The following is a 23,448-nucleotide window of genomic DNA, read 5'->3' as shown; positions in this document are numbered from 1 at the left end:
CGGGCGTCGTACCGCGGGCGACGGCCTCCATGGCGGCAGGCCCGGCGTTGTAGCCCAGCGCCAGCAACTCCTCGCTCGAGTACGCGCCGGAGTGTTTCGCGGGGAACTGGGCGGCGAGGTCGTGCAGATACCAAACATCGGCCCGGACCGCCAGATCCGGATCGTCGGGCAGCACCTGCCACTCCCGCCCGGCGAACGCCCGCCCGCGCCTGGTCGCCTCGTAGGAGGCCCGGTGCATGTTCGCCACGCCGAACGCCGCGTCCGGCTTGAACAGCTGCCACTCCCGTTCCAGCTCGGGTCGTGCGGCTTGGACGACTACTGCACAAGATCGCCATCACCAACTGCGGCGCCATCCCCACCTCCCCCGCGCTGGCCCGCACCTGCCCGGCGAACCAGGCCGGATCCTGACTCCCCGGCACCCCCGCCGCCGGGGCCGGTATGGAGACACTCGGCGCGGCCGGCAGGACGACAGTCGTGCCGGAGTACCAGTCCCCGCCCACCCCGCGAGCAGTGCCGCCCACGCGCACAGTGCCCAGCCGCGCCACCCACGTCGCACCATCCGGCCCCCTTCCCTGCCGACCGTGAAGCGCGGCCGTCCATCCGGATCCTGAACATCGTCGCCGACTGCCGCTCGCGCACCCGGCGGCGTGCCCCACGAGGTCAGCGACCCGGACGGGCCGAATCGTCTCTACCATGGCAGACAACGACACCACGGCGTGTGAGTGCCGGGCGACAAGGAGCGCGGACGTGTTCGGTCTCAGCCTGGAACATCTGCTGGTCCTGCTGGTCGCCGCGCTGTTCATCCTCGGCCCGGAACGGCTGCCCGAATCGGCTCGCTGGCTCGCCCAGACCGTGCGCAAGATCCGCGGCTTCGCCGCCGGTGCCCAGGACCAGCTCACATCCGAATTCGGCCCGGAGTTCCAGCAGCTGCGCAAACCCCTGCAGGACCTGCAGGCCCTGCGCACCTTCGATCCGAAGACCGCACTCGGCCGCTACCTGCTCGACGACGCGTTCACCGACCCACCCGCGGCGGCGGCGACCGCCGGTCCTGCCGCGACCCCGCTGGCCGTGCCCAGCGGAACGCCGTTGGCGCCGGGTGAACGCCCTCCCATCGACCCCGACGCCACCTGACCCCTCACCAGTGGACGCCGGGGTGGACACGCGTGACCGCGACTCCGGCCCGACACCAGCCGGACCCGGTGTTCACGGGGAAGCGACGTTCACGCAGCCGGGATCGGCTTGCGTCCGCGCAGATCCCGGCGACGGTAGTTCGCGGTGATGGCAGCGGCCATTCAGATCCCCGGGCGACGGCAGAACCTCGCCGGCCACACAGGCAGGACTGTCCAGCACCGGCGGCATGTCGCAGCCGGTCGGCGCGGGGGCAGGCGTCCTCCGATCGTCGGGATGTTCGGAGCATCGGGGCATCAACCGGGCGTCGTGAGCGATTCGCGGTTGCACCGTTAGTCGGTGAATTCTTTACTGTTCGCGATTCAGCTGCCGCTGGACCCGCGGACGTTTACCTACGGCAGCCACAATCTCCCCGCTGACATGCCCGCTACGAGAGGTCTGCCGACGACTCGCCCCCTCCTACGTCTGTGCCTATCCATCACGACGGCCGTCACCGTCTCCGGCCTGGTTGCACTGCCCGCGCACGCCGCCACCGCCCTGACGGAGACGCCGGTATCTGCCGCCGCCACCTGCTCGCAGTCGAGCACGACCAGCAGCGCCAGCTCCAGGACGATCATCAGCCGCTCCACCAGCCCGGTTGCCACCGTCGGCAGATGCCCGCCGAGGAGCACGTTCACGACGAACGGGACGATGAACGGCAGAAAGAACGGGATCGCGGCCAGCGCCAGCCCGCGCGACCACCCGGCATACCGGTACCAGCGAAGATCGCGGCGATGGCGGCGCCCGAGCAACCAGCCCACCAGCGGCAGGCTCACACAGCTGATCCCGGTGGCATACAGGTGAACCTTCCCGGTCACCGACACCGCGCCACCCTGCGGGTCTTTGGTGAACGCCGCCACCGCCAGCACGCTGACACACCACACCGCCATCATCGCCGCCGCGAGCGGACCGGGCAGCACCCGGTGGCGGTGCAGAACCGCCCCGACCGCGACCGACCCGGCGGCGGTGAGGATCAGCGCGGCGTCCCACATCCACCAGCCCGGACACCACGCGTAGTCACTCAGCATCGCGGTGACCGGGTCGATCGGCCCCCACCGGCGATCCACGTGCAACACCACCAGCAACACCGCCGCGGTCACGAACGCGCCCACCGCGACCGGCACCAACACCCCGGCCGCGCCCGGCACCAGCCGGGGACCGCGAGCGTCCGGAGCCGCTGGCACCGGCGCAGCGGAGTGTGCGGCGTCGGCCGGGGGTGAAGTCATCAAGGTAACGAGGCTTCCGGGGATTAGGTCAGTTGACGCAGGGGATGCCGCTGCCGTCCACGGTGCCGCCCTGTGGTCCGGCCGGGGGCGCCGGGTCGGTACTGGGCTCCGCCGCCGAGGTCGTAGCGGTGCTGGCGGGGGTGCCGCGCGGGGCGTCCGCGCCGTGCGGACCGAGCGTCGGAGACAGCGTGAACCCGGTCCCGAGCGTAATCCGGACATGCCCCTTCGGCACCCGGCTGTCCGCGGTGACCGGCATACCACCCAGCAGGCTCGCTGCGGCGGTCGCATCGTCTTTGGCACCTGTCCCGTAGGCGATCGACGACGCGGTCGTCGCGGTGTTGCTCAGCTCACCGGTACGGAACCCGTACGGCGCCAAGGCTTGTGCCACGGTCGAGGCCAGTCCGGTCTTTCCCGTGGCGTTGCGGACATCGATCGTGGCGGAGGCGTGCACGTTCGGTGTGGCAGGCGGAGCCGGGGCCGTGATGCCGAACGCGGCCCGGACCGCAGCCCGCACCTGCTCGGTGTCCACCTTGTTGACGTCTTGGCCGTTGACCTTCTGATACCCGGCGATGGGCAGGGTGGTGAACTCGAGGTTCCCGCCGGTGAGGCCCTGAGCCTGCTGGGCGAAGGACAGGACGTCCCACCCGGACGAGATCACCACATCCTTCTTCGCCGTGTCGATCAGGTCCTGTAGCTTGCCCAGGTCGGTGAACGTGCCGGCGCTGCGCAGCTTGTGCGCCGCGGAGGCGATGAACGCCTGCTGACGGTGGGTACGGTCCAGATCCCCGTTGTCCAAGCCGTGGCGCTGCCGGACAAACGACAATGCCTGCGACCCGGTCAGCATCTGGTGCCCGGCCGGGAAATCCGCACCCGAATAGCTGTCCTTCACCGGATGGTTCAGGCACACCTCCACCCCGCCCAGCGCGGTCGCCAGGTCGTAGAAGCCGGCGAGGTTGATCTCGGCGAACCGGTCGATCGGCACATCCAGGAAACTCCGGACCGTCTCCAGGGTCTTCTTCCGCCCGGCCTCCCGGCCCCGGTGTTCCAGGTCAGCGCCAGTGACGCCCTGCTTCTTCAAGTCCTGTTCGGCGTAGAACTTCGCCAGCCCATACGCTTCCTTGATTTTCGCGTGGGTATAGCCCGGGATACCTTGCACCGGCACGTAGTCATCGCGCGGAATGGACACGGCCGTGGCCTTCGCCCCGTTGCCGGGGATGTGCATCAGGATCAGGGTGTTGGTGTTGTAGCCGCCCTCGGTGCCGTCCCCGGCATGCAACTGGTCCAGGATTTCCTTCGGCAGCTGGTTGCCGTCCTGGTCTTTGCGCGAGTCCAACCCGATCAGCAGGATGTTCTGATCCGCCCCCGCCGACTTCGGCGCACCCGAGTCCAGGGCATCCGAAGTGTTCAGGCCACTGACCAGGCTGGTCAACATGGTCGAGGCGATCCCGGTGCCGGTCAGCACCAGCAGCGACGCCAGCCCCACCGCAACCCGGCCCGCCACCTTCAGTGACCGGCCATGCCCGGGCCGCCTGAGCGCACCACCCGACTGCGGGGGCGGATCGACCGGCCGGGTCCGCACCGTGCGCGCCGACCGGACCGGGTCCGGACGCGGCACAGGCGGACGCCGACGGACGGGCGGATTCGATGACCTCCGGCTCAGCTCGTCATCCACCAGCAACCCCTTGCCGCCCAGCACCGTTCACCGCGATAGCCCAACAACTTACTGTCCTCGTGCAGACGCCCGGTACCCAACCAGGTTGATCGAGCATGGCCGTGACGCCGATCACAGCGACCGGCATGTCGGGCTTCGTGCTCCGAGCGAACACGCAGACGCAGGGAGTGCCCAATGAGACGAGAGTCGTCGACGACCGCAGCCGCTACGGTCGGTTCATGATCTCGCAGCGGCACCCCAGACCCGCCCGCACCACGTGCGGGCAAGGCGAGGCTCGTGCCGGCTTCGCGGACACCGTCCGGGGCGGGTTGGGGATGAGCGACCTCGACCTGGCGCCGGGAAGCCCGTGCTGGGTGGAGTTGGCCACGGCCCCACCCGGACCGCAGCATGGACTTCTACCAGACCATTCTCGGCTGGGACTACCACATGATCCGCGACCATGCGGGCCAGGAATACCTGCTGGCGACCGTAGCCGGCGAGCCCGGTGGCCGGGCTGCGGCCACACCCGGGCCCGGTGCGGGACTGGACGGTCTACCTTGCCACCACCGACCTCGCTGCCACCAGCACGCAGGTCCACCGGCTCGGCGGCACCGTGCTGGAACCCCAACCCCACATCGTGCCCAGCATCGGCGCCAAAGTCCTCATCGACGACGCCACCGGAACCACCATCGGGCTCGCCCAACCCGCGCCCGATGGGCCTTCGCCGCCGGCACCCCCGGCGCGCTCGGCTGGATCGAGTACATCACCCGCCACGCCCCACAGGCCGACCGGTTCTACACCCGGCTCTTCGGCTACCGCGGGCACCAGTTCGGCGACGGCACCACCGTCGACTACCTCGTCTACTACACCGGCGACGACTCCGTGATCGGCCGCGTGCGCATGGACCCCGGCACCCCAGCCGACGTGCCGCCGCGCTGGATCGCCCACTTCGTCCTCCAACCACACCATGATTTCGACCAGACCCTGCGCCGCGCCCACGCCGCCGGCGCCCGCCTGCGGTTCCCGCCCTACCCCTCCACCCTCGGCAAGGTCGCCGTGCTATCCGACCCACACGGCACCCGCTTCGCCTCCTTGAACCCGCACTCGCGTCCGGATGGGACTACACCTCCGCCGTCGACGACCCCTACGACGACTAGCCCGGCTTTCACCCCTCCGGGACAGACCCGCCCACTGCGGACGCAGGTGGGCGGGACATGTCGCTCTCTCAGGGTCTTGCCAGGAATCCCCGGTTAGCGTGTCGGTGGTGATCCGGAAGTGCTGGATTCGAAGAGATGCGCTCCGAGTTGACCAGGTTGCGAACTTGGCCCTTGCGGACGGTGCTGCGTGACGCCTCCTGCTTCGTCGGGACCGGTTTCGGCGGTGATGTCGACGAATCCACGACGAGAGCAGTCGACTGGCAAGCGGGCCGAGCTGGCGTTGCTGATTTTCGCGTCGTTCATCGTGTGGTGCGCTTTTGTTCTGGTTGAGTCCAATCAGAACCATGACTTCACGATGGGCGTGCTGTGGTACGGCTTGGCCTACCTTGCCGTGTTCGCGGCGGCGCATCTGGCGATCCGGCGGTGGGCGCCGTACGCAGATCCATTGATCCTGCCGTGTGTGGCGCTGCTCAACGGCATGGGCTTGGTGATGATCTACCGGATCGATCTGGCCATGGCGGACCGGGCCGGCCAGGCCGGGACGACCTTCAGTCCGGAGGCACCCAAGCAGATCATCTGGACTGTTGTGGCGCTGGCGTTGTTTCTCGCTGTGCTCGGTCTGGTCAAAGACCACCGCACGGTGGCACGCTACGGCTACATCGCCGGCCTGGTCGGGATTGTTGCGGTCGCGTTGCCTGCGGTGCTGCCCAGTTCGATCTCGGAGGTGAACGGCGCCAAGGTCTGGATCAAACTCGGCTCGTTGTCCATTCAGCCCGGCGAGTTCGCCAAGATCCTCCTGATCGTTTTCTTCGCCGCGTTCCTGGTGTCCAAGCGTGACCTGTTCCGGGTCGTCGGCCGGAGGGTCCTGGGTGTCGAGCTTCCCCGGGCACGCGACCTCGGGCCGATCGTGATCGCGTCGGTCGGCTGTATGGCCGTGCTCGCTTTCGAGAAGGAACTCGGTGCGGCTCTGCTGTTCTTCGGCATCATCCTGGTGATGGTGTATGTCGCCACCGAACGGGCCATCTGGGTCGCGGTCGGGGTGGCCATGTTCGCTGCCGGGTGCGTGATCGCCTACAACTTGTTCAATCACGTCCAGCAACGGGTGTCGAACTGGATCGACCCGCTCGCCACCTACGACAAGCCCGGTGGCGGTTACCAGATGGCACAGGGCTTGTTCGGCCTGGGCACCGGCGGCGTCGGCGGCACCGGCCTCGGTGCGGGCCGGCCCGACATGGTTCCCGAAGCCAGCACCGACTTCATCACGGCCGCGCTTGGCGAAGAACTCGGCTTCATCGGTCTGGCGGCAATCCTGATGGTGTACCTCGTCCTGGCGATGCGGGGTATGCGCTCAGCGTTGGCGGTCCGGGATACCTTCGGCAAGATCCTCGCCGGTGGACTCTCCTTCGCCGTGATCATGCAGATCTTCGTCGTCGTGGGCGGGGTCACCAAACTGATCCCGGAAACCGGAATCACCGCGCCGTTCCTGTCCAAAGGCGGGTCATCGTTGCTGGCCAACTATGTTCTCGTGGCCTTGCTCATCCGTATATCCGACGCCGCGCGCAGACCTGCGACGCCGTCTCGTCCCCAGCCGGACCCGACACCCCTGGCTGACGCGCACACCGTCCTTGTGAACAGGCCCGACGGACTCGGCAAAGCCGACGGCACCGTCGGCTTTGCCGGACGCAACGGCTACTCAGGTCCCGCTGTCGGTGCATCACCGCGCACCCGGCCTCCCGCCGGCCCCGGCTGAACTCCGTCGCGCCGGGCACGATCAGCAAGCCCTTCGGCGTGAGCTCGATCCGGCTCAGCCCCGCGACTCGCGAATGATCACTTCTCGAGCCATCTATCTCCCTCCAGGTTGTGCGTGCATGTCTGCGATTTCCTCACGCGCCTTGCGGGCCGGGGCCGAGGCGGCCTAGGGAGGCTGTCACAGACCGACCTCACCACTTCCTCTCAGCGTCCTCACAGGGGCCAGCTCAGTACATTCACACCGACGAATGCAGTGGCAGCGAGAGGACACCAATGGACGCGGCACGACCATCGCCCGACCACGTACACCGGCTGCGATCGATCCGGGCGGAGCTGGCGCACCTCGAGGAACTGCTCTGCCACGGCGCACATCCGATGTCCGATGCGGCGCGCACCGTGGCGGACACCGCCAAGCGAGCACCAGCCTGGCTGCGGGTCACCCGGGGCGAGCAGCGGTGGGCCGTGACGGCGGCGATTGCGCTGGCCGTCACACTCCAGCTGGTGCTGCCCGACCGGCTCGCGTTCCGCCCGCACTGGCTGCTGCCGACGCTGGAAATCGCTCTCGTCGCGGTGCTGATCGCGTTGAACCCGGTGCGCATCTCACGCGGCCACCCGTGGCTGCGGCCGCTGTCGGTGGCGCTCATCGCCCTGATCAGCCTCGCCAACGGCTGGTCGGCCGCGTTGCTCGTGATCGACCTGCTGGCCGCCCGCGCCGGCGAGGAACCCGGGCCGCTACTCGGCAGCGGAGGGGCGATTTGGCTGACCAACGTGATTGCTTTCGCGCTGTGGTACTGGGAGTGGGACCGGGGCGGCCCGGTCGCCCGCGCTCAGGGCGAACACCCACGACCCGATTTCCGCTTTCCACAGATGGAAGAGCCAGAACTGCACCCGGACTGGGAGCCACACTTCGTGGACTACTTCTACCTATCGTTCACCAACGCCACGGCCTTCAGCCCGACCGACGTGATGCCGATGTCGCGCTGGGCGAAAGTGCTGATGCTCAGCCAGTCCGCAATCTCCCTGGTGACGCTCGCCGTCGTTGTGTCACGCGCGGTCAGCCTGTTCAAATGACGGCCACCGGTGCCAGCTCCGTCTTCGCAGCGCACGATCGGTAACAACGTCACGGTCTCCGGCCGCCCTACCGTCTTGCCGCGGTGCGGTTCCGGCTCGAAACCCTAGCGGACCGGGCGTGGCCGTGCGTTCGCCGGCCGGGCGGCTTGGCGGATGAGCGCCGCGCCGAGTAGGGCGCAGCCAGGCGCATCAGAACGTCGGACTTGCCCGATCCATGGTGGCGCAGCGCCGCGACGGCTTGCGGCTCATTGCGGGCACAGTTGGCCAGGGCGCCGAACAGCAATATCGTGGCCAGTAGCAACAACCCACCGTAGGACCAACGGCAAGGTGACGCCGGTGACCGGCAGCAGGCCCACCACATATCCGATGTTGATGGCCGCGTGGACCACGACCAGCATGGGTCAGCGTGCGGGCGACAATCCGGGTCCAGGGATCGAGGGCGCGGCGGCAATCCGCTTTCCGGCGACGGCAACGCCCCATACAACACGATCACGAACACACAGCCGACGAAGCACTCAGCACTATGACTGGACATACGATCACGAGAGCCCCGGTCAAGGCCAGCGCCAGGTGGAAGGACGCCAACGGCCGCGTCAGCCAGCCGACCAAACCTTCTCGCACGGCAATCACCCGTGACGCACGTGAACCATCGATGGATTCGTCCTCGGTCGCGTCGCTGGATACTTCCCGGCGTTTCAACGGAAAGCCTCGGCGCGTAGCGGCTGGCGATCTAGGTTGCCCTCGGCAATGGATACTCCAGCGCCCTGGCTCAGCGGCGGGCGCTCAGGGCGCCGCGTTTGACGATACCGACCACGCCCGTCGCGACGAACAAGACGGCTCCCACGATCATCAGCCAGAAGAGTCCCTTCACCACCATTCCGAGCACCACCAGAGCCGCCCAGACAACCAGCAACCCGACCAAGAAACCCATGATCACTCCCTGCGACGTCGATTCCGGACGGAACAATGCATACCCGCCGTCCGGGCGATTCACGCTTCGGCAGGGTGGTCACACTCTCAGTGTCTTCTCAGGACGTTCCGGGATGGGCTGCTAAGACAGGTCCGCGCCGCCGTCCTTCGGGAAGGCGGCGCGGACCGGAACTCGTTACAGGTGATAGAAGTCGCTGTAGTGGTCGGGCGAGTACCAGACCTCGCCGGTGTTCAGGTCGACCACGATCCGGTAGGCGTCCCGGTGCGCCCCGCACGTCCGCGGGTAGACGTCGTACTCCTGGAACGAGTCACCACTGGGCAACTGCCCGTCGTTGTTGTAGTAGGTCCCGCCGGCGAAGTTGCACTGCCCGTTCGGCCAGTCGTACCAGCCCCGGCTGCCCGGATAGCCATCGGACTCCCAGACCGAATTGGCCGACCGAGCGGCAGAGCAGCCGGAGATGGTGCACGAGTCGAAAGTGGACGCGTTCGCCGGCGTGGTGCCCGCCGAGATGCCCAGCGCCGACACGATGACACCGGCCGTGACGCCGAGCCGCTGTGCCCACGACCGTCGGGAACGTTGCCGAGCCTGCACAGATCCTCCCAAGAGAAGTTGATGGTGGGGGTCAACCTCGACGATGAGCGTTTTCTGTCCGCAATCAGACCAGGACATCGTCGCCAAATGTGAATGAACTTCAGTTGGCGCGACGAACGTGGCGCGGATGAGGAGATCAGGCGAGGCCGACGCCGTAGGCGTTCAGGGCCGCGGTGACCGGCTGGAAGTAGTCGGTGGTGCTGTCGCCGCCGGACACGGTGCCCAGCGCCGTGCTGCCGTCGAACAGGGCACCGCCGCTGTCGCCGTGGTCGGAGTAGACGTTCGTCTCGATCAGGCCGTAGACGACGTCGCCGTTGCCGTAGTTGACCGTCTGGTCCAGCGCGGTGACCGTGCCGCAGGTCAGGCCGGTGGTGCGGCCGCTCTTGCAGACCTGCTCACCGACGTAGGCGTCGCCGGCCTGGGTGATGGGCTGGGTGGTGCCGTCGTAGAGGTCGACCGCACCGGGGCCGTCCCCGGAGTCGTTGCGGATCAGGCCGTAGTCGGTGCCCGGAAAGCTCGAATCGACCGAAGGGCCGATCCCCTGCCAGGACGGTCCACCCTGGGTGCAATGTCCCGCGGTGATGATGTACTGCTGGCCGCCGCTGGTGACGTTGAACCCGGCCGAGCAGATGATCGAACCGGTGCTGATCTCGTCGCCGTCGTAGACCTGCGTCGTCAGCGGCTTCGCGGTGTGCTTGACCCGCACCGCGGAGCCGAGCGACGCGATCGCGTCTCGCAACCTCGCCATCCCGGCGCCCTGTGCGGCGTCGGAAATCGTGACGACGACCTGGCGTGTGGTGGGGTCGATGCCCCACGCGGTGTTGGGGACGTCGTGGACGCGGTCGAGGGCGGCTTTCGCGGAGGCGAGCATCGCTGCGCTCGGCGCCGCCGACGCCGGTGCGCCCAAGGCCAACACCGAGGCCGCGGCGATTCCGGCGATGAACAGGATTCTGGGCAGGGACGTGGTCATGAGGCACTCCCAGGTGAACCGGACGGGGACATCCCCAGCGTCGCCGGAGCACCCCCTGGGTCACCACCTACCTCAGTAGGGAATAGTCGGTGATTTGCCCTCACACCGGAGAATCGGACAAGAGCGGACACCGCGATGCTCCCGGCTTCCTGTGGGGACGGTGAGAATCGGCGCCGGACCTTCGTGAGACGTGGTCAGGGAGCGCGGTGCCCTTGGTAGCCGATGATGGATCCGGCGAACCGATCGGCCTCGGCGCACGGGTCCTGGTGCACCGACAGCTTGGGGTTCGTGGCGTCGATGGTGACGGACAGCAGGGTGTCGTCGGCGACGCCGACTTGAACGGTGCAGTGGCCGCCGCGGGCGTCGCGGTGGATGGCGGGGTAGCTGTGCACGTCAGCCGGATCGAAGCCGCCCACTGTGGTCCGGTGCTCGTAGAGGGACTCGAGGCCGCCGCTGCTGGTGTCGACCGACGCCTGGTAGGTCAGGCCGGTCGTATCCGCAGGTACCCAGACGCACCACGGCAGCTTCGTCGTAGCGGGGGCGGCGATGTAATAGCGTGCGAGCTGTTGCGCGTTCACCAATCCGCACGGCTGGGCAACGAAGCCAGTCAGGTCCAGCGGATCGCCGGGGATCGACGGCGAGAGCCGTTGCGGCGCCGCGGGCGGCGACGAGCATCCGGCCACGGCAGCGATCACAACCCCGACGGCGAGCACAACGGAGAAACCTCGCACGGCGACCTCCATCCTGCCCGCGGACTCTTGGCGACAATCCAGGATGGCACGGCCACGGCTCGGGCCACAGCGTTCTCCCCAACGGAGACGGGATGTCGGTGTCGAACAGCCCAGGGACAGTCGCGCCGCACGCGACGTCGGTGGCACGACTGCCGGCAGCGTCACCGGGTCCGGCGGCCTGACCGGTGGCGGTTGAGGGCTTGGTTGGCTGTCACCACAACGCTTGACGAGGTGACGTGCACGTCAGCGAGTTTCACCCGCGCCGAGGCGCGTGACGTCCCTACGGGTGACCGAGAGATACCCGACGAACGCGAGAATCGCGACCAGCAGAGCGAGACTGACCGGCCCGGTGCCGAGGTCGAGTCCGCCGCGGCCGGCGGGGACGCCCATCCAGTCCGCGAACGACGCGCCCAGCGGGCGGGTCAGGACGTAGGCGAACCAGAAAGCGAAGACGGCGTTCAGCCCGAGCCATCGACGCGCCAGCGGCGGCAGGGCGATCAGCACCGCGAAGGCCATCCCCGAGCCGAGATACCCCAGGTGCAGCGTCGTCGCCGTGAGGTCGCCCGCCGCCGTGCCGAGCGCGAAGGTGGTGACGACCGCGAGCCAGTAGAACAGTTCCCGGCGGAACGTGGTGATGCTGTGGATCGCCAGCGTCTTCTCGGTCGCATACCAGACCCCGAAAACCGCGGCCAGCGCGACAGCGAAGAACACCGTTGAAACGGCGTAAGGAATACCGAAACCGACATGCAGGACATCGGCCGCCATGGTGCCGAAGACACTCACCAGCACGACAGCCAGCCAATACAACCAGGCGACGTAGGCCCGGGCCCGGAACTGCGCGACCAGCGCGATCACCAGACCCGCACCGGCGATACCGACGGCGATCACCGGGTCCATCAGGTGGGCCAGGAAGTCCGATGTGGTCTCGCCCATGCCCGTGGTGAGGACCTTGACGATCCAGAAGTACACCGTCACTTCCGGAACCTTGGCGGCCACCCGGCGCGGTGCCGCCGGGGAATCGTCGAGCCGGAGCTGCCCAGTTGTCATGGCGGAATCCTGGCACACGGCCACATCGGCCGATCCACGCCCCGAGAGTTCCCTTATTCCGCCGTTTGCCGAGTCTGCCGGATTCTTTCATACGAGATAATTTGCCTTGCCACAACCATCGGCTAACCTTGCGACGGCGACCGGCCGACGTCCGGATCGGCCGCCGACCGGCGGCCGGGGTCGAGGGTGATCTGGCCGGTGTCGGTGTCGTAGTCGAACAGTTCGGCGTAGCGGCCCCAGTCGATGGCGGTGTCGAGTTGCTGCTGGGCGTCGTCGGTGGAGAAGCCGCGGCGAAGCAGGTCGAGGAAGAACCCAGCGCGCAAGGTGCCGCCGGTACTGGCGGCGAGTGCTGTGACGATTGTCCGCACGAGGGGCGCGCGGTGCCGGGCCTGCTCGGCGAAGACCTTCTTGCTGTCCTGGATGTCGGCAGTGGTGAACAGGCTGCCGGTCGGGGTGAGGTGCAGGTCGCCGCCGGCGACGAAGAGGAAGTCGAGCATGGCGGCGGCGTCGACGAGCGGGAGCAGGTCATCGACTTCGAAGCTGAGGTCGGCGGCCATGTCGGGCAGGTCGGCGCGGCCGCCGCGGGCGTGGACGATCTCGACGAGGCCGGCGAGACCGCCGACCGACACTGCCGGCAGCGGCCGCGCGGTGGGCGTGGCCTGGGTGGGCTCAGGTTCGGTGACGCCGGGTTCGCGGCCGGTGAGAAGGTCGTAGAGCTGGTCGACGAGCATTTCGAAGGCCGGTGTCTTGCGGCTGCGGGGGCGGGCGAGGTCGACGGTGATCTCGGCGCGGATGTGGCCTGGGTTGGCGCCGAGGACCAGGATGCGGTCGGCGAGCAGGACGGCTTCTTCGATGTTGTGGGTGACGATGCAGATGCCCTTGGTCGGGAAGCTGTCCCGGTGCCAGAGGCTCATGAGTTCGCCGCGGAGGTTTTCGGCGGTGAGGACGTCGAGGGCGGAGAACGGCTCGTCCATCAGCAGCAGGTCGGGTTGGAGCACCAGGGCGCGGGCGAAGCCGACGCGCTGGCGCATGCCGCCGGAGAGTTCCTTGGGGTAGGCGGATTCGAACCCGTCGAGGCCGATCATGTCGATGGCCTTGAGCGCTCGTTCACGCCGCTGCGCCGGGGCGACGTTCTGGGCGGCGAGGCCGAGTTCGACGTTGTCCTGCACGGTCAGCCAGGGCATGAGGGCGAAGGTCTGGAACACCATGGCGGTGCCGGGGTTGGCGCCGTTGAGCTCGGTGCCGCGGTAGCGGACGCGGCCGGTGGTCGGGCCGATCAGGCCGGCGATGATGCGCAGCAGGGTCGACTTGCCGGAGCCGGAGCGGCCCAGCAGCGCGACGATCTCGCCGGCGCGTAGGTCCAGGGCGATGTCGTCGAGCACGCGCAGTTCGTCGCCCTCGGCGCCGGTGAAGCTCTTGCTGACCTGCTCGACGGAGACGAGCACTTCGGGACGGGACACGGGAACCTCGTTTCAGGACAGGGAGAAGCGGCGTTCGGCGAGGGTGTAGAGGCGGCGCCAGAACAGCCGGTTGAGGCCGACGACGTAGAGGCTCATCACGGTCACGCCGATGAGGATGTGCCCGGCGTCGCCGGTGCTGGTGGCGTCCTTGATGTAGGCGCCGAGACCGGTCGCGGTGAGGGTGAGCCCGTGGTAGGAGACGACTTCGGCGACGATGGAGGCGTTCCACGCGCCGCCGGCCGCGGTGATCCCGCCGGTGACGTAGCTGGGGAAGATCGCGGGCAGGATCAGCTTGCGCCACCACAGTGTCCGCGGCAGCCGCAGGTTCGCTGCGGCTTCGCGCAGGTCATTGGGGATCGCGGAGGCACCGGCGATGACGTTGAACAGGATGTACCACTGCGCGCCGAGCGACATGAGCAGGATGCCGCCCCAGTTCAGGGAGATCCCGGTGGCCACCAGGACCGCTGTGATGAGCGGGAACAGGAAGTTCGCCGGGAAGCTAGCGAGCACCTGCACCACCGGCTGGGCCAGCCGCGACACGCGGGGGTCGAGCCCGATCCAGACCCCGACCGGCACCCACACGATGGTGGCGACCGCGACCAGGATGAGCACCCGGCCGAAGGTGACCAGCCCGAGCAGCAGCGCATGCCCGACTTCGGCGAACCCGGTCGTGTCCCCGACGAACACGACCGCGCGCACGAGCCCATAGGTGATCAGGGCGAGGACCGCGACCGCGAACACGACGTCTCCTGCGCGGCGGCGCACCGCCGAGGTCCGCAGTGGGTATTCGGCGATCCCGAAGACGGCCAGCGCACGGTCGAGCGGGAACACCAGCGGCCCGAAGACCCGGCCGAGCAGCGCCGGGAGGCGGGAGCGGCGCAGCAGGCCGAGGGTGAGGCTGCGGGGCGCTTCGGCGGCTTCGGACTGCTCGATGCGGAACCGTTCCGACCATGCGGTGAGCGGGCGCCAGAACAGCACGTTCACCCCAACCACCATGACGATCATCACCGCGATCGCCAGCAGCACCTTGCCCAAGTCACCCTCGTCGCCGGCCGCGGCGACGTAGGCGCCGATCCCCGGCAGGGCGAACTGGTGGTTGTTGACGCTGAGGGCCTCGGACGCGGTGAGGAAGAACCAGCCGCCGCCGAAGCTCATCATCCCGTTCCAGACCAGCGGGATCATTCCGCTCGGCACGTCCACCCGCCAGAACCGCTGCCAGCGCGACAACCTCAGGTCGCGGGCGGCTTCGTCCAGCTCACGTGGCTGGGTAGTCAGCGAATGGTAGAAGGCAAACGTCAGGTTCCAGGCCTGCGAGGTGAAGATCGCGAAGACCGACGCGCACTCCAGCCCCAGCTCCGAGCCGGGGAACAGCGCGATGAACCCGGTGATCGTCACCGACAGGAACCCCAGGATCGGCACCGACTGTAGGATGTCCAGCAGCGGAATCAGGACCTTCTCGGCGCGCCGCAGCCGGGCAGCGGCGGTGGCGTACACGAAGGTGAAGACCACCGACACCGCCAGCGCGAGGAACATCCGCAGCAGCGAACGCCCAGCGTAGAACGGGAGTTCGGTCGGATCGGTGGACACTGTGGACGGAGCGGTCGCCGGGGTCCACGGAACGGCGGCGCCGTGCGCCAGGCGCACGAGCAGCCACAGCAGCGCGGCGGCGCCGAGGAACACGACCACGTCGGCGATCGTGCGCCGCGGCCGCGTAAGGACGCCCTTGGTCGGGAAGGTGCGGAGCAAGGCCATGGGGTCACCTGTCTTCGACGTCGTCGTGGTCGGGATTGGTGACCTGCCAGCGCACGCTGGTCACGGACGGCTCCAGGGACAGCCGGCTGACCGCCGACTCCATCTGTTTGTCGTCGCGCTGCTCGGCCGACAGGGCGGCCCGCACCTCGACCTGGCCGACCGTGGCGGCGTTGACGCTTTCGATTGACTGCAGGGCGAAGTCCGTGCGGGACAAGGCCTGCACGAGCAGGTTGCGGACGTGCGCTTCCGCGTCGTCGCGGGTCACTGCACGGAAGGTGTAGACGGCGGGCGTTTCGCCGCGGGTGTCCGGGCGGCGGTCAACCACGCGGCCCAGCGGCCGCAGCGCCACGTTCACCGCCACCACTACAGCCGTGCCCGCCACCGCGGTCAGGTACAGCCCGGCGCCGGCCAGCGACCCGACCGCCGCCGAGCACCACAGCGTCGCGGCGGTGTTGAGCCCGCGCACGGTCAGGCCCTCACGCAGGATCACCCCGGCGCCGAGGAACCCGATGCCGGACACGATCTGCGCCGCGACCCGCGTCGGATCGGCGCCGGCGCCGGTGAACCCGTGCGCGGACAGCAGCACGAACAGCGTCGCCCCGGCGGCGACCAGGGCGTTCGTGCGCAGCCCCGCCATGCGCGCGCGGTACTGGCGCTCGAAACCGATCATCGTGCCCAGGCCGACCCCGGCGGCAAGGCGCAGCAACATGTCCGCAGTCGTCATCTGCGCTCACTCTCGTTCAGCTCAGGAAGAAGGGGGTTACCACCAGGCGGGACGCCGACGGGCGTACAACCGTTTGATCAGCTGGGCGGCCACGGCATAGGTCACGAGCATGAGGAGCAGCCATCCCAGGTAGCTCACGGGCAGCGGGTGCAGGCGCAGCGGCCCCGCCAGCGGCGACAACGGCAGCAGCAGCCCACCCAGCCCGGCCCCCGCCGCCGCGGCGACCACCGCCCGGGCCGGCCTGCTGCCCCGCATGGGCGCGGCACGGCCGCGCAGCACCAGCACGACCAGCAGCTGCGAGAGCAGGCCCTCGACGTACCAGCCGGTCTGGAACAGCAGCGGGTTCGAGCCCGCGCCGAACACCCACCACAGCACCGCGAACGTCGAGAGATCGAACAGCGAGCTGACCGGGCCGAACACGAGCATGAATCGGGTCAGCCCGCGCGCGTCCCATCGGCGCGGCGCGCGCAGATACTCCGGGTCGATCCGGTCCCAGGCCAGCGCGATCTGGGCGGCGTCGTAGAGCAGGTTCGCCACGACCAGCTGGATCGGCAGGATCGGCAGGAAGGGCAGGAACGCGCTGGCCGCCAGGACGGTCAGCACGGTGCCGAAGTTCGAGCTGGCCGTGATGTTGACGTACTTGAGCGTGTTGCCCAGCGTCCGGCGCCCCTCGACGACGCCACGGGCGAGCACTCCGAGGTCGCGCTCCAGCAGCACCAGGTCGGCTGCCTCTTTCGCCGCGTCGGTGGCGGTGTCGGGTGCGATGCCGACGTCGGCGACCCGCAATGCGGCGACGTCGTTGACGCCGTCGCCGATGAACCCGGCGACCCGGCCCGTCGCCCGCAGCGCGGTCACGATCCGGGCCTTGTGCGCCGGGGCGAGCTTGGCGAACACCGTCGTGCGTTCGACCAGGGCGCGCAGATCGGCGTCGTCGGCCGCTTCGACGTCACCGCCGACGACGACATCCCCCACCCGGACGCCGACCTGCTCGGCGACCTGGGCGGCGACGTGCGGGTTGTCGCCGGTGAGGATCTTGACCGGGATTCCGTGTGCCGCCAGCGTTTCCACGGCCGCGGCGGCCCCGTCGCGGACCGGGTCGACGAAGCCGACGAAACCGACCAGCACCAGCCCGGATTCGTCGTCCTCGGTGTAGTCCCCCAGCCGCGCCGGTGCCGGCCGGGCCGCCACGGCCAGGATCCGCATCCCGTGTCCCGCGTACGCCCGCACCAGGTCGGCGAGATCGCCGCGGGCCGCCGTATTCAGCTCGACGGCTTCCCCGGCGCGCCGGGCGTGGGTGCAGCGCGGCAGGATCTCGTCCGGATCTCCCTTCGTGACCAGGATGTCCGCCCCCGCCCGGCGCACGACGACCGTGGCGCGGCGGCGGGTGTGGTCGAAGCCGATCTCGCCGACCTTGGTGAACAGCGCGTCGGTCAGCAGGTTCTCGTCGTCGCCGGCGAGCTGCTCGATGATCGCTTCGTCCAGCCGGTCGTGCCGATCGGTCTGAAAGTGCACGGCCAGGTAGGCGTACTCGGCGGCTTCGCCGTCCGGGCGCCCGTCCGCGTCGATGCTGTGGGCGAAGGCCACCCGGTCCTCGGTGAGCGTGCCGGTCTTGTCCACGCACAGCACGTCCATCGCGGCGAGGTCCTGGATCGCGTCGAGCCGCTTGACGATTACCTGCTGCCGCGACAGCGCCGAAGCACCCCTGGCGAGGTTGGTCGTCACGATCACCGGCAGCATCTCCGGGGTCAGGCCGACGGCGACCGCGACCGCGAACATCGACGCCTGCGCCCAGTTCCCGGTCACCGTGCCGTTGACCACGAGCACGATCGGCACCATCACGAGCATGAACCGGATCAGCGTCCAGCCGACGCGGCGGACCCCGGCCTCGAAACTCGACTCCGCGCGTGGCGCGGTGGCCTGCGCGGCCAGCGAACCGAAGTACGTCGCGCCGCCGGTGGCGACCACGACGGCCGTCGCACTGCCGCCGACCACCGACGTCCCGGCGAACCCGAGCGCGGGCATGTCCACCAGCTGCGGCGGCAGCGCCCTGCGCCGGGGCCGCGGCGCCGGCGGCCGTTTCCCAACCGGCAGCGCCTCGCCCGACAGCGCCGACTGGTCCACGACGAGGTCCGTAGCGGCGACCACCCGGATGTCTGCCGGCACGACGTCACCGGGGCCGAGCAGCACCACGTCCCCGGGTACCAGGTCGGCCGTGGGCACCTCGCGCTCGGTGGCGGGATAGCCCTCGCCGGCCCGCCGCCGCACGGTGACCGTCGTGGTGACCCGCGCCCGCACCGCGCCGACCGCCCGCTCGGAGCGGGTGCGCTGCCACAACCGCAGCAGCACGCTCACGACGACCATCATCGCCACGGTCACCGCGCCGCGCACATCCCCCACCGCCGCGAACACCACACCCAGTCCGGCCAGCAGCGCCACGAACGGGCTGCGCACCGCGGCCCAGATCCGGCGGAGGACGCCGTCCCGGGCAGGATCGAGGTGGTTGTCACCGTAGCCGAGCAGCCGGTCCGCGGCCTCGGTCTCGGTGAGGCCCTTGGGCGAGCTGGCCAGCTGCCGGAAGACGGTGAGCACGGGCGCGTCGCCCAGCTCGGGCGCCACGCCGGGGAAACGGGTCATCGGGAGGTCCTGTCCGTCGAGGTCACTGCTGTGCGCATCGCCAGCGAAACGACCGCGCGGACCACCGCGCCTACTCCCGGGTGGACGGGGAAAGCCGGACGTCCGCGCGGTCGCGGCGACTACTTCCTTCGCCGGTCACCCGGCTCACCTCCCTCCACGGACAGGCCGCAGCGCCCGGCAGGGGGCGGCCGGGACCCAGTACACCGCACCCACCCGAAACAGTCAAACACTTGTGCAAGTGACGGGGTGTACGTCACGCTACGGGGACACGCGAGAGGATGACCCCGTGCCCGCACCGCCCGACTCCGACCCGCTGCCCCCCGACCTACTCCAGGACGCCGCGGCGACGTTCGGTCTGTTGTCCGCGACCGTCCGGTTGCATCTGCTGTGGTTGCTGACCCTGGGCGAACGCGACGTGGGAACACTGGCCGAGGAGACCGGGCAGAGCGTGGCCACCGTGAGTCATCACCTGGGGAAGCTCAAACTCGCCGGGCTGGTGCGTGCCCGCCGGCAGGGCAAGCACCAGATCCACTACGTCGACGACCAGCACGTGGCCGACATGGTCCGGCTCGCCATCGAGCATCACAGGCAACTGCGAATGCCACGGCGACGCGTCCGCAACGGCTGATCACCGGTGCGAGCACGGAAGAACGCGAACGCAGAGGGCCCGGACCGCAACGACAGGAGTGCCGCAACGACGGGATTGTCCGTCGTGGAAACGCGACCACGAACGCCGGCTCACGCGCGTCGCGGCTTTTCGCCGGACGACCGGGGTAAGACCGTCGAGGCGCCGCGACCGGAGTCGGCTGACCGCCTGCGCGCGTCACGGGCCATGGCCGTGCGGGAGGGGCTGACCGGGTGGCTGACGCGCCCGTTGGCGTCGTTTCACCTGGTGCTGGCCTTGACCGGGGTATTGGTGGCCGTGGGCGTGGTGATGGTGCTGAGCGCTTCGTCGGTCTCGTCTTACGATCCGCGCACCGGCGGTGGCCAGTACAGCCTCTTCTTCAAGCACGTCAGCTACGTCGGTCTCGGCGCCGGCGTGTTCTGGCTCGGCCTGCGGGTGCCGATCGGGAAGATCCGCAGGCTGGCCGGCACGGCGATGGTCCTGGCGGTGTGCCTGCTGGCCGCCGTGCTGACCCCCCTGGGGACGACCGGCGGCGGGGCGCAACGCTGGTTCGTCGTCGCCGGGCAGTCGGTTCAGCCGATCGAGTTCGCCAAGCTCGCCCTCGCGCTGTGGGGTGCGCACGTCCTGGTCGCCAAATACCACCTGCTGCGCCGGTGGCGGCACCTGATGGTGCCCGTAGTCCCGGTGACGCTGGTGATGTTCGCGCTGGTGATGGCACAACCCAACCTCAGCGGCACGATCACCCTCGGCATCATCCTGCTCGGGCTGCTGTGGTTCGCGGGCATCCCGGCGCGGCTGTTCGCCGCCCTGCTGGCCGGGGCGGTCGCCGGATTCACCGTACTCGCCCTCAGCGCCGGCTACCGGACGGCGCGGATCCTGTCGTTCTTCTCGGCGGCACCCGACTCGAGTACGGAGTCCTACCAGACGACCCAGGCGTTGTACGCGCTCGCCGACGGGGGCATCTTCGGCCGGGGACTCGGGCGGGGGAGCGCCAACTGGGGCTACCTGCCCGGGGTGCAGAACGACTTCATCTTCGCGCTCCTCGGCGAAGAACTCGGCTTCGTCGGCTGCGTCTTCGTGATCGCCCTGTACGCCGGTGTCGCGGTCGTCGGGACACGGATCGCCCGCCGCAACCTCGACCCGTGGATCCGGATCGTCGCGGGCACCCTCACCCTGCTCGTCGTCGCCCAAGCCGCGATCAACATCGGGTACGTGGTCGGCCTACTGCCGGTCACCGGGGTCACCCTGCCCCTGATCTCCTACGGAGGCTCGTCACTGCTGATCACCATGCTGCTGTTCGGCATCCTCGCCAATTGCGCCCGCAACGAACCCCAGGCCGCCGCCGCCCTGCGCCACCACGGACCCGGCAAGTTCGGCGTGCTGCTGCGCCTACCGGCACCCACGCCCTACTCGCCGCCACGACGCTCGGCCCGCCAGCCCATCCGGCCCGCGAACGCACGGCCACACCCGGCCGGCAAGACCGCGAACCGGAACCACACCGGCACACGACGGTGACGCCAGAACGCGGCGGTGCAACCCGCGCAGATCGCGCCCGTGACGCCACCGGAGCGATTTCCCGAGCCCCGATCCGCGGGCATGATTCCGGCAGTGACGTCAGCAGCGGCGCAGTTTCACCATGAAGGTGAGGTCGCCCGCGGCGGTCTTCCCACCGGTGACGTATGAGCGTTGACACTTCGACGACACGTCTCACACGTTGAGGCAAACGAACTGCGTTTGGGAACTGCACTGTAACCACAACCGTTAGAAGTTAGCCTGGCCGAGCGCCCTCGGCGGTTGGCACCACGGTGCCACCACCTGAAATAATCGTGAGCTTCCCCCGGTTGTCCGGACACCTTGTCGGGCGGTTCAGCCGTACCACGCACGTAGATACAGACCACAACGAACGATCCGAAACGACCGCGCTGTGAGCACTCCGAGCCGTCCGACTCCTCGGTTCGCAGACGCCGCCAGCCGATTGCTCGCCGCTATCCAACCCGCGGCTCGCTCCGCTCCGTCCCTAATTCACGACTCGATCTCAGCTGGTCCGCGACCTCCCCGTCCCGCGTGGCGACCAGCGCGGGCCGGTGAACAGTTCGGCTGCCCGCGCGATCAGCTGACGGGCCTCATCTAAGGGAGTCGTGGGGCTGGCAGGCGGGGTTTCGGCAGCGTCGGGCCGGCGGGCCGGCCGGTGAGGAAGGTGCGCCTGGCGTGGGCGAAACCGTGGCGGTCGTCGAAGATGTCGTGGCTCATTTCGGCGAGTTCCCGTACCCGGTAGGTTTCCAGTGGCCTGCGTTGCTCGTCGGCTTCTCGGGTGGCGTGTTTGCGGTAGAGCAGGGCATCCGCCTGGCCGCCGACGACGAGTTCGGTGGCGTAGTCCAGCACGGTTGCGATGAATCCCCCGCGGTCGCTCGCGGCGAGTCGGTCGATGATCCCGATCTCTGCCCCTTCGGCGGCGCTGATCGGCTCGCAGCTGGTGGCCAGCCGACGTGCCTGTGCTTCGCCGACCCGGTGGGGCAGCACGTAGGTCCAGTACTCCGAGCCGTACAAGCCCATCTTCTGATAATGCGGGTTGAGCAGGACGCCGTCCCGGGCGATCACTGTGTCGGCGCCGAGATCACCCCGCCCGCGCCCGCGTCGCCGGCGAGCGCGGACACCACGAGCTGGCCGGCGCAGCCGATGATCTCCTGGCAGAGGTCGTCGATCGCGGTGATGTTCCGCCACGCTTCCGCCGCAGGATCCGGATGGGCGTCGATGACACCCAGATGCAAGCCGTTGGAGAACACTTCGCCGCCTGCCAGGACCAGGACAGCGGTGTCTTGCGCGGCCGCGTGGCGCACGGCCGCGGCAAGCCGCCGGCACTGCGCGGTGCCCATCGCGCCGTTGTAGAACTCGAATCGCACCAACCCCACTTTGCCCACCCGCCGGTAGCTGATCTCCCGCAGGCTGGGCGGGCCTGCGGTCCGCGGCACCTCGAGAACGCCCCCGAGAGCCACGGTGGCGGGCAGCTTGACCGTCGTGCCTGGGGCCTCGGGAGCCAACCGCCGCGCCTGCCCGATCCACAGCGCGCCGTCGCCGGTGCGGACCAGCATCGCACCCTGCCGTCGTGCCGCGATGGTGCCGGGCTCGTCGAGCGAGGCGTCTCCGGGATGGGCGTCGAACACTGCGACCTGCACACCGGCCAACTCGGTGTGCACTCCGGGACGGCCGTCGGCGGCGCGGATGCGACGCAGGATGTGGCCGGTCGGGTCGCCCCAGGAGAAGGATCGATCGGCCTGCCGGACCACGGGACGGATCCTCCCCACCGCTTCGGGCCGATGGTGGTCCTGGCGTCCCGGCGTGAAACCGGCGTCTTCGGCCTTGGCCACCACCTCATCGATCAGGCTCATCGCGGCGTCGGACACCTCGGTGTTGTAGAGAGTGCTCTTGCGCGGCGGATCAGCCGGCATCCGGAACACTCGCGTGCCCCAGACCGGCCCGCCGTCGAGGTCGCCGGTCGCCTGCAGGGCGGTCACGCCCCAGGTGGGCTCGGCGTCCATGATCGCCCAGTCCAGCGCGGACGGGCCGCGGTCTCCCTCCGGGCCGGGATGGATGATGATCGTGCGGTAGCGTCGCCAGACCCCCTCGGGAACCCGCTGTCGCAGGAACGGGCAGATGATCAACTCGGGGTCGGTAGCCGTCACCGCCGCGGCGATCTCCTGCGAATTGTGCACCGTCTCCACCGTGACGCGGTGGCCGCGGCGCGGAGACCCAGCCAGGCGCGCTGACTGAGGCCATTGAACGCGGAGCACAGCACCAAGATTTTCAACGGGTCTCCGCTCGTCCGGTTTTCGAGTCGTCATGAACAGCGGTTCGGCCTGCCGGACCGAACATTCGATAGCGGGCAACGAAACGACCGGTCGACGGTACCTCGCACGGCGACGGACGTGACGCAGCCGAAGGGGTAAGTACATGGGGCTACTCGG

At 69.1% G+C, this 23,448-nt stretch carries 19 protein-coding genes and 1 pseudogene; 6 read left to right on the top strand and 14 right to left on the bottom strand.

The window, feature by feature from the left end; genetic code table 11:
• The first annotated feature begins 747 nt into the window (after positions 1-747).
• Positions 748-1,131 (top strand): twin-arginine translocase TatA/TatE family subunit, encoded by a 384-nt coding sequence (locus OG738_RS21940; RefSeq protein ID WP_329056258.1) that lies wholly within the window; start codon positions 748-750, stop codon positions 1,129-1,131.
• A 389-nt stretch (positions 1,132-1,520) separates the two neighbouring features.
• Here OG738_RS21940 and OG738_RS21935 read toward each other — a convergent pair whose 3' ends face one another.
• Both OG738_RS21935 and OG738_RS21930 read right to left on the bottom strand, forming a co-directional pair.
• Positions 1,521-2,315, bottom strand: coding sequence for a DUF998 domain-containing protein (locus OG738_RS21935; RefSeq protein WP_329056257.1), 795 nt, complete (start codon positions 2,313-2,315; stop codon positions 1,521-1,523).
• Between the two features lie 106 nt (positions 2,316-2,421).
• Positions 2,422-4,089: an LCP family protein gene (locus tag OG738_RS21930; RefSeq protein ID WP_329056256.1), complete on the bottom strand. Its 1,668-nt coding sequence runs from the start codon at positions 4,087-4,089 to the stop codon at positions 2,422-2,424.
• 363 nt (positions 4,090-4,452) lie between these two features.
• Here OG738_RS21930 and OG738_RS44695 point away from each other — a divergent pair, with 363 nt between their 5' ends.
• The 3 genes from OG738_RS44695 (at position 4,453) to OG738_RS21915 (ending at position 8,021) form a co-directional block, all read left to right on the top strand.
• Positions 4,453-5,298: a VOC family protein gene (locus OG738_RS44695; RefSeq protein WP_442875916.1), complete on the top strand. Its 846-nt coding sequence runs from the start codon at positions 4,453-4,455 to the stop codon at positions 5,296-5,298.
• Between the two features lie 129 nt (positions 5,299-5,427).
• Positions 5,428-6,951: an FtsW/RodA/SpoVE family cell cycle protein gene (locus OG738_RS21920; protein ID WP_329056790.1), complete on the top strand. Its 1,524-nt coding sequence runs from the start codon at positions 5,428-5,430 to the stop codon at positions 6,949-6,951.
• Between the two features lie 272 nt (positions 6,952-7,223).
• Positions 7,224-8,021: a hypothetical protein gene (locus OG738_RS21915; RefSeq protein ID WP_329056254.1), complete on the top strand. Its 798-nt coding sequence runs from the start codon at positions 7,224-7,226 to the stop codon at positions 8,019-8,021.
• A gap of 67 nt (positions 8,022-8,088) precedes the next feature.
• On the opposite strand, the pseudogene OG738_RS21910 reads toward OG738_RS21915, so the two are convergent.
• The 10 genes and pseudogenes from OG738_RS21910 to mgtA all read right to left on the bottom strand — a co-directional run.
• A pseudogene (locus OG738_RS21910) lies at positions 8,089-8,532 on the bottom strand (FtsW/RodA/SpoVE family cell cycle protein); the annotation flags it as partial.
• A 258-nt stretch (positions 8,533-8,790) separates the two neighbouring features.
• Positions 8,791-8,952 carry a hypothetical protein gene (locus OG738_RS21905; protein ID WP_329056253.1) on the bottom strand — a complete coding sequence of 54 codons (162 nt, stop codon included), beginning with the start codon at positions 8,950-8,952 and terminating at the stop codon, positions 8,791-8,793.
• 174 nt (positions 8,953-9,126) lie between these two features.
• The gene (locus tag OG738_RS21900; protein WP_329048296.1) at positions 9,127-9,543 is read right to left on the bottom strand and encodes a ribonuclease domain-containing protein; all 417 of its coding nucleotides are present in this window, start codon (positions 9,541-9,543) and stop codon (positions 9,127-9,129) included.
• Positions 9,544-9,679: 136 nt separating this feature from the next.
• Positions 9,680-10,513, bottom strand: a complete 834-nt coding sequence (locus tag OG738_RS21895; protein WP_329048297.1) for a S1 family peptidase — start codon at positions 10,511-10,513, stop codon at positions 9,680-9,682.
• A gap of 194 nt (positions 10,514-10,707) precedes the next feature.
• Positions 10,708-11,256 carry a DUF3558 domain-containing protein gene (locus OG738_RS21890; protein ID WP_329056252.1) on the bottom strand — a complete coding sequence of 183 codons (549 nt, stop codon included), beginning with the start codon at positions 11,254-11,256 and terminating at the stop codon, positions 10,708-10,710.
• 231 nt (positions 11,257-11,487) lie between these two features.
• Entirely contained in the window at positions 11,488-12,291 is an 804-nt protein-coding gene (locus OG738_RS21885) for a COG4705 family protein (RefSeq protein ID WP_329048308.1), read from the bottom strand.
• Positions 12,292-12,413: 122 nt separating this feature from the next.
• Positions 12,414-13,751, bottom strand: coding sequence for an ABC transporter ATP-binding protein (locus tag OG738_RS21880; RefSeq protein WP_329056251.1), 1,338 nt, complete (start codon positions 13,749-13,751; stop codon positions 12,414-12,416).
• 12 nt (positions 13,752-13,763) lie between these two features.
• Positions 13,764-15,503, bottom strand: coding sequence for an ABC transporter permease (locus tag OG738_RS21875; protein WP_329056250.1), 1,740 nt, complete (start codon positions 15,501-15,503; stop codon positions 13,764-13,766).
• Positions 15,504-15,507: 4 nt separating this feature from the next.
• A complete protein-coding gene (locus tag OG738_RS21870) occupies positions 15,508-16,227 on the bottom strand; it encodes an MgtC/SapB family protein (RefSeq protein WP_329056249.1) in 720 nt (239 codons plus the stop codon).
• 36 nt (positions 16,228-16,263) lie between these two features.
• Positions 16,264-18,861: a magnesium-translocating P-type ATPase gene (gene mgtA, locus OG738_RS21865; protein WP_329056248.1), complete on the bottom strand. Its 2,598-nt coding sequence runs from the start codon at positions 18,859-18,861 to the stop codon at positions 16,264-16,266.
• Between the two features lie 286 nt (positions 18,862-19,147).
• Between mgtA and OG738_RS21860 the strand changes: the two genes are divergently transcribed.
• Together OG738_RS21860 and OG738_RS21855 are read left to right on the top strand one after the other, a co-directional pair.
• Entirely contained in the window at positions 19,148-19,489 is a 342-nt protein-coding gene (locus tag OG738_RS21860; RefSeq protein WP_329056247.1) for an ArsR/SmtB family transcription factor, read from the top strand.
• A 204-nt stretch (positions 19,490-19,693) separates the two neighbouring features.
• Positions 19,694-21,001, top strand: a complete 1,308-nt coding sequence (locus OG738_RS21855; RefSeq protein WP_329056246.1) for an FtsW/RodA/SpoVE family cell cycle protein — start codon at positions 19,694-19,696, stop codon at positions 20,999-21,001.
• A 612-nt stretch (positions 21,002-21,613) separates the two neighbouring features.
• On the opposite strand, the gene OG738_RS21850 is transcribed toward OG738_RS21855, so the two are convergent.
• Both OG738_RS21850 and OG738_RS21845 read right to left on the bottom strand, forming a co-directional pair.
• Positions 21,614-22,084: an enoyl-CoA hydratase/isomerase family protein gene (locus OG738_RS21850; RefSeq protein WP_329056245.1), complete on the bottom strand. Its 471-nt coding sequence runs from the start codon at positions 22,082-22,084 to the stop codon at positions 21,614-21,616.
• Positions 22,081-23,205, bottom strand: coding sequence for a hypothetical protein (locus OG738_RS21845; protein ID WP_329056244.1), 1,125 nt, complete (start codon positions 23,203-23,205; stop codon positions 22,081-22,083). Before OG738_RS21845 ends, OG738_RS21850 begins: the two co-directional genes overlap by 4 nt.
• Positions 23,206-23,448: the final 243 nt, after the last annotated feature.

It is taken from the genome of Amycolatopsis sp. NBC_01488 (genome assembly GCF_036227105.1).
GTDB lineage: Bacteria > Actinomycetota > Actinomycetes > Mycobacteriales > Pseudonocardiaceae > Amycolatopsis.
This window is presented reverse-complemented; position numbering and strand designations above follow the sequence as displayed.

Bases quoted from the DNA above. Each gene is read 5' to 3' on its own strand.
- OG738_RS44695 (WP_442875916.1), top strand. From the start codon at position 4,453: ATGGACTTCTACCAGACCATTCTCGGCTGGGACTACCACATGATCCGC.
- OG738_RS21920 (WP_329056790.1), top strand. From the start codon at position 5,428: ATGTCGACGAATCCACGACGAGAGCAGTCGACTGGCAAGCGGGCCGAG.
- OG738_RS21915 (WP_329056254.1), top strand. From the start codon at position 7,224: ATGGACGCGGCACGACCATCGCCCGACCACGTACACCGGCTGCGATCG.
- OG738_RS21905 (WP_329056253.1), bottom strand. From the start codon at position 8,952: ATGGGTTTCTTGGTCGGGTTGCTGGTTGTCTGGGCGGCTCTGGTGGTG.
- OG738_RS21895 (WP_329048297.1), bottom strand. From the start codon at position 10,513: ATGACCACGTCCCTGCCCAGAATCCTGTTCATCGCCGGAATCGCCGCG.
- OG738_RS21890 (WP_329056252.1), bottom strand. From the start codon at position 11,256: ATGGAGGTCGCCGTGCGAGGTTTCTCCGTTGTGCTCGCCGTCGGGGTT.
- OG738_RS21885 (WP_329048308.1), bottom strand. From the start codon at position 12,291: ATGACAACTGGGCAGCTCCGGCTCGACGATTCCCCGGCGGCACCGCGC.
- OG738_RS21875 (WP_329056250.1), bottom strand. From the start codon at position 15,503: ATGGCCTTGCTCCGCACCTTCCCGACCAAGGGCGTCCTTACGCGGCCG.
- OG738_RS21870 (WP_329056249.1), bottom strand. From the start codon at position 16,227: ATGACGACTGCGGACATGTTGCTGCGCCTTGCCGCCGGGGTCGGCCTG.
- mgtA (WP_329056248.1), bottom strand. From the start codon at position 18,861: ATGACCCGTTTCCCCGGCGTGGCGCCCGAGCTGGGCGACGCGCCCGTG.
- OG738_RS21855 (WP_329056246.1), top strand. From the start codon at position 19,694: ATGGCCGTGCGGGAGGGGCTGACCGGGTGGCTGACGCGCCCGTTGGCG.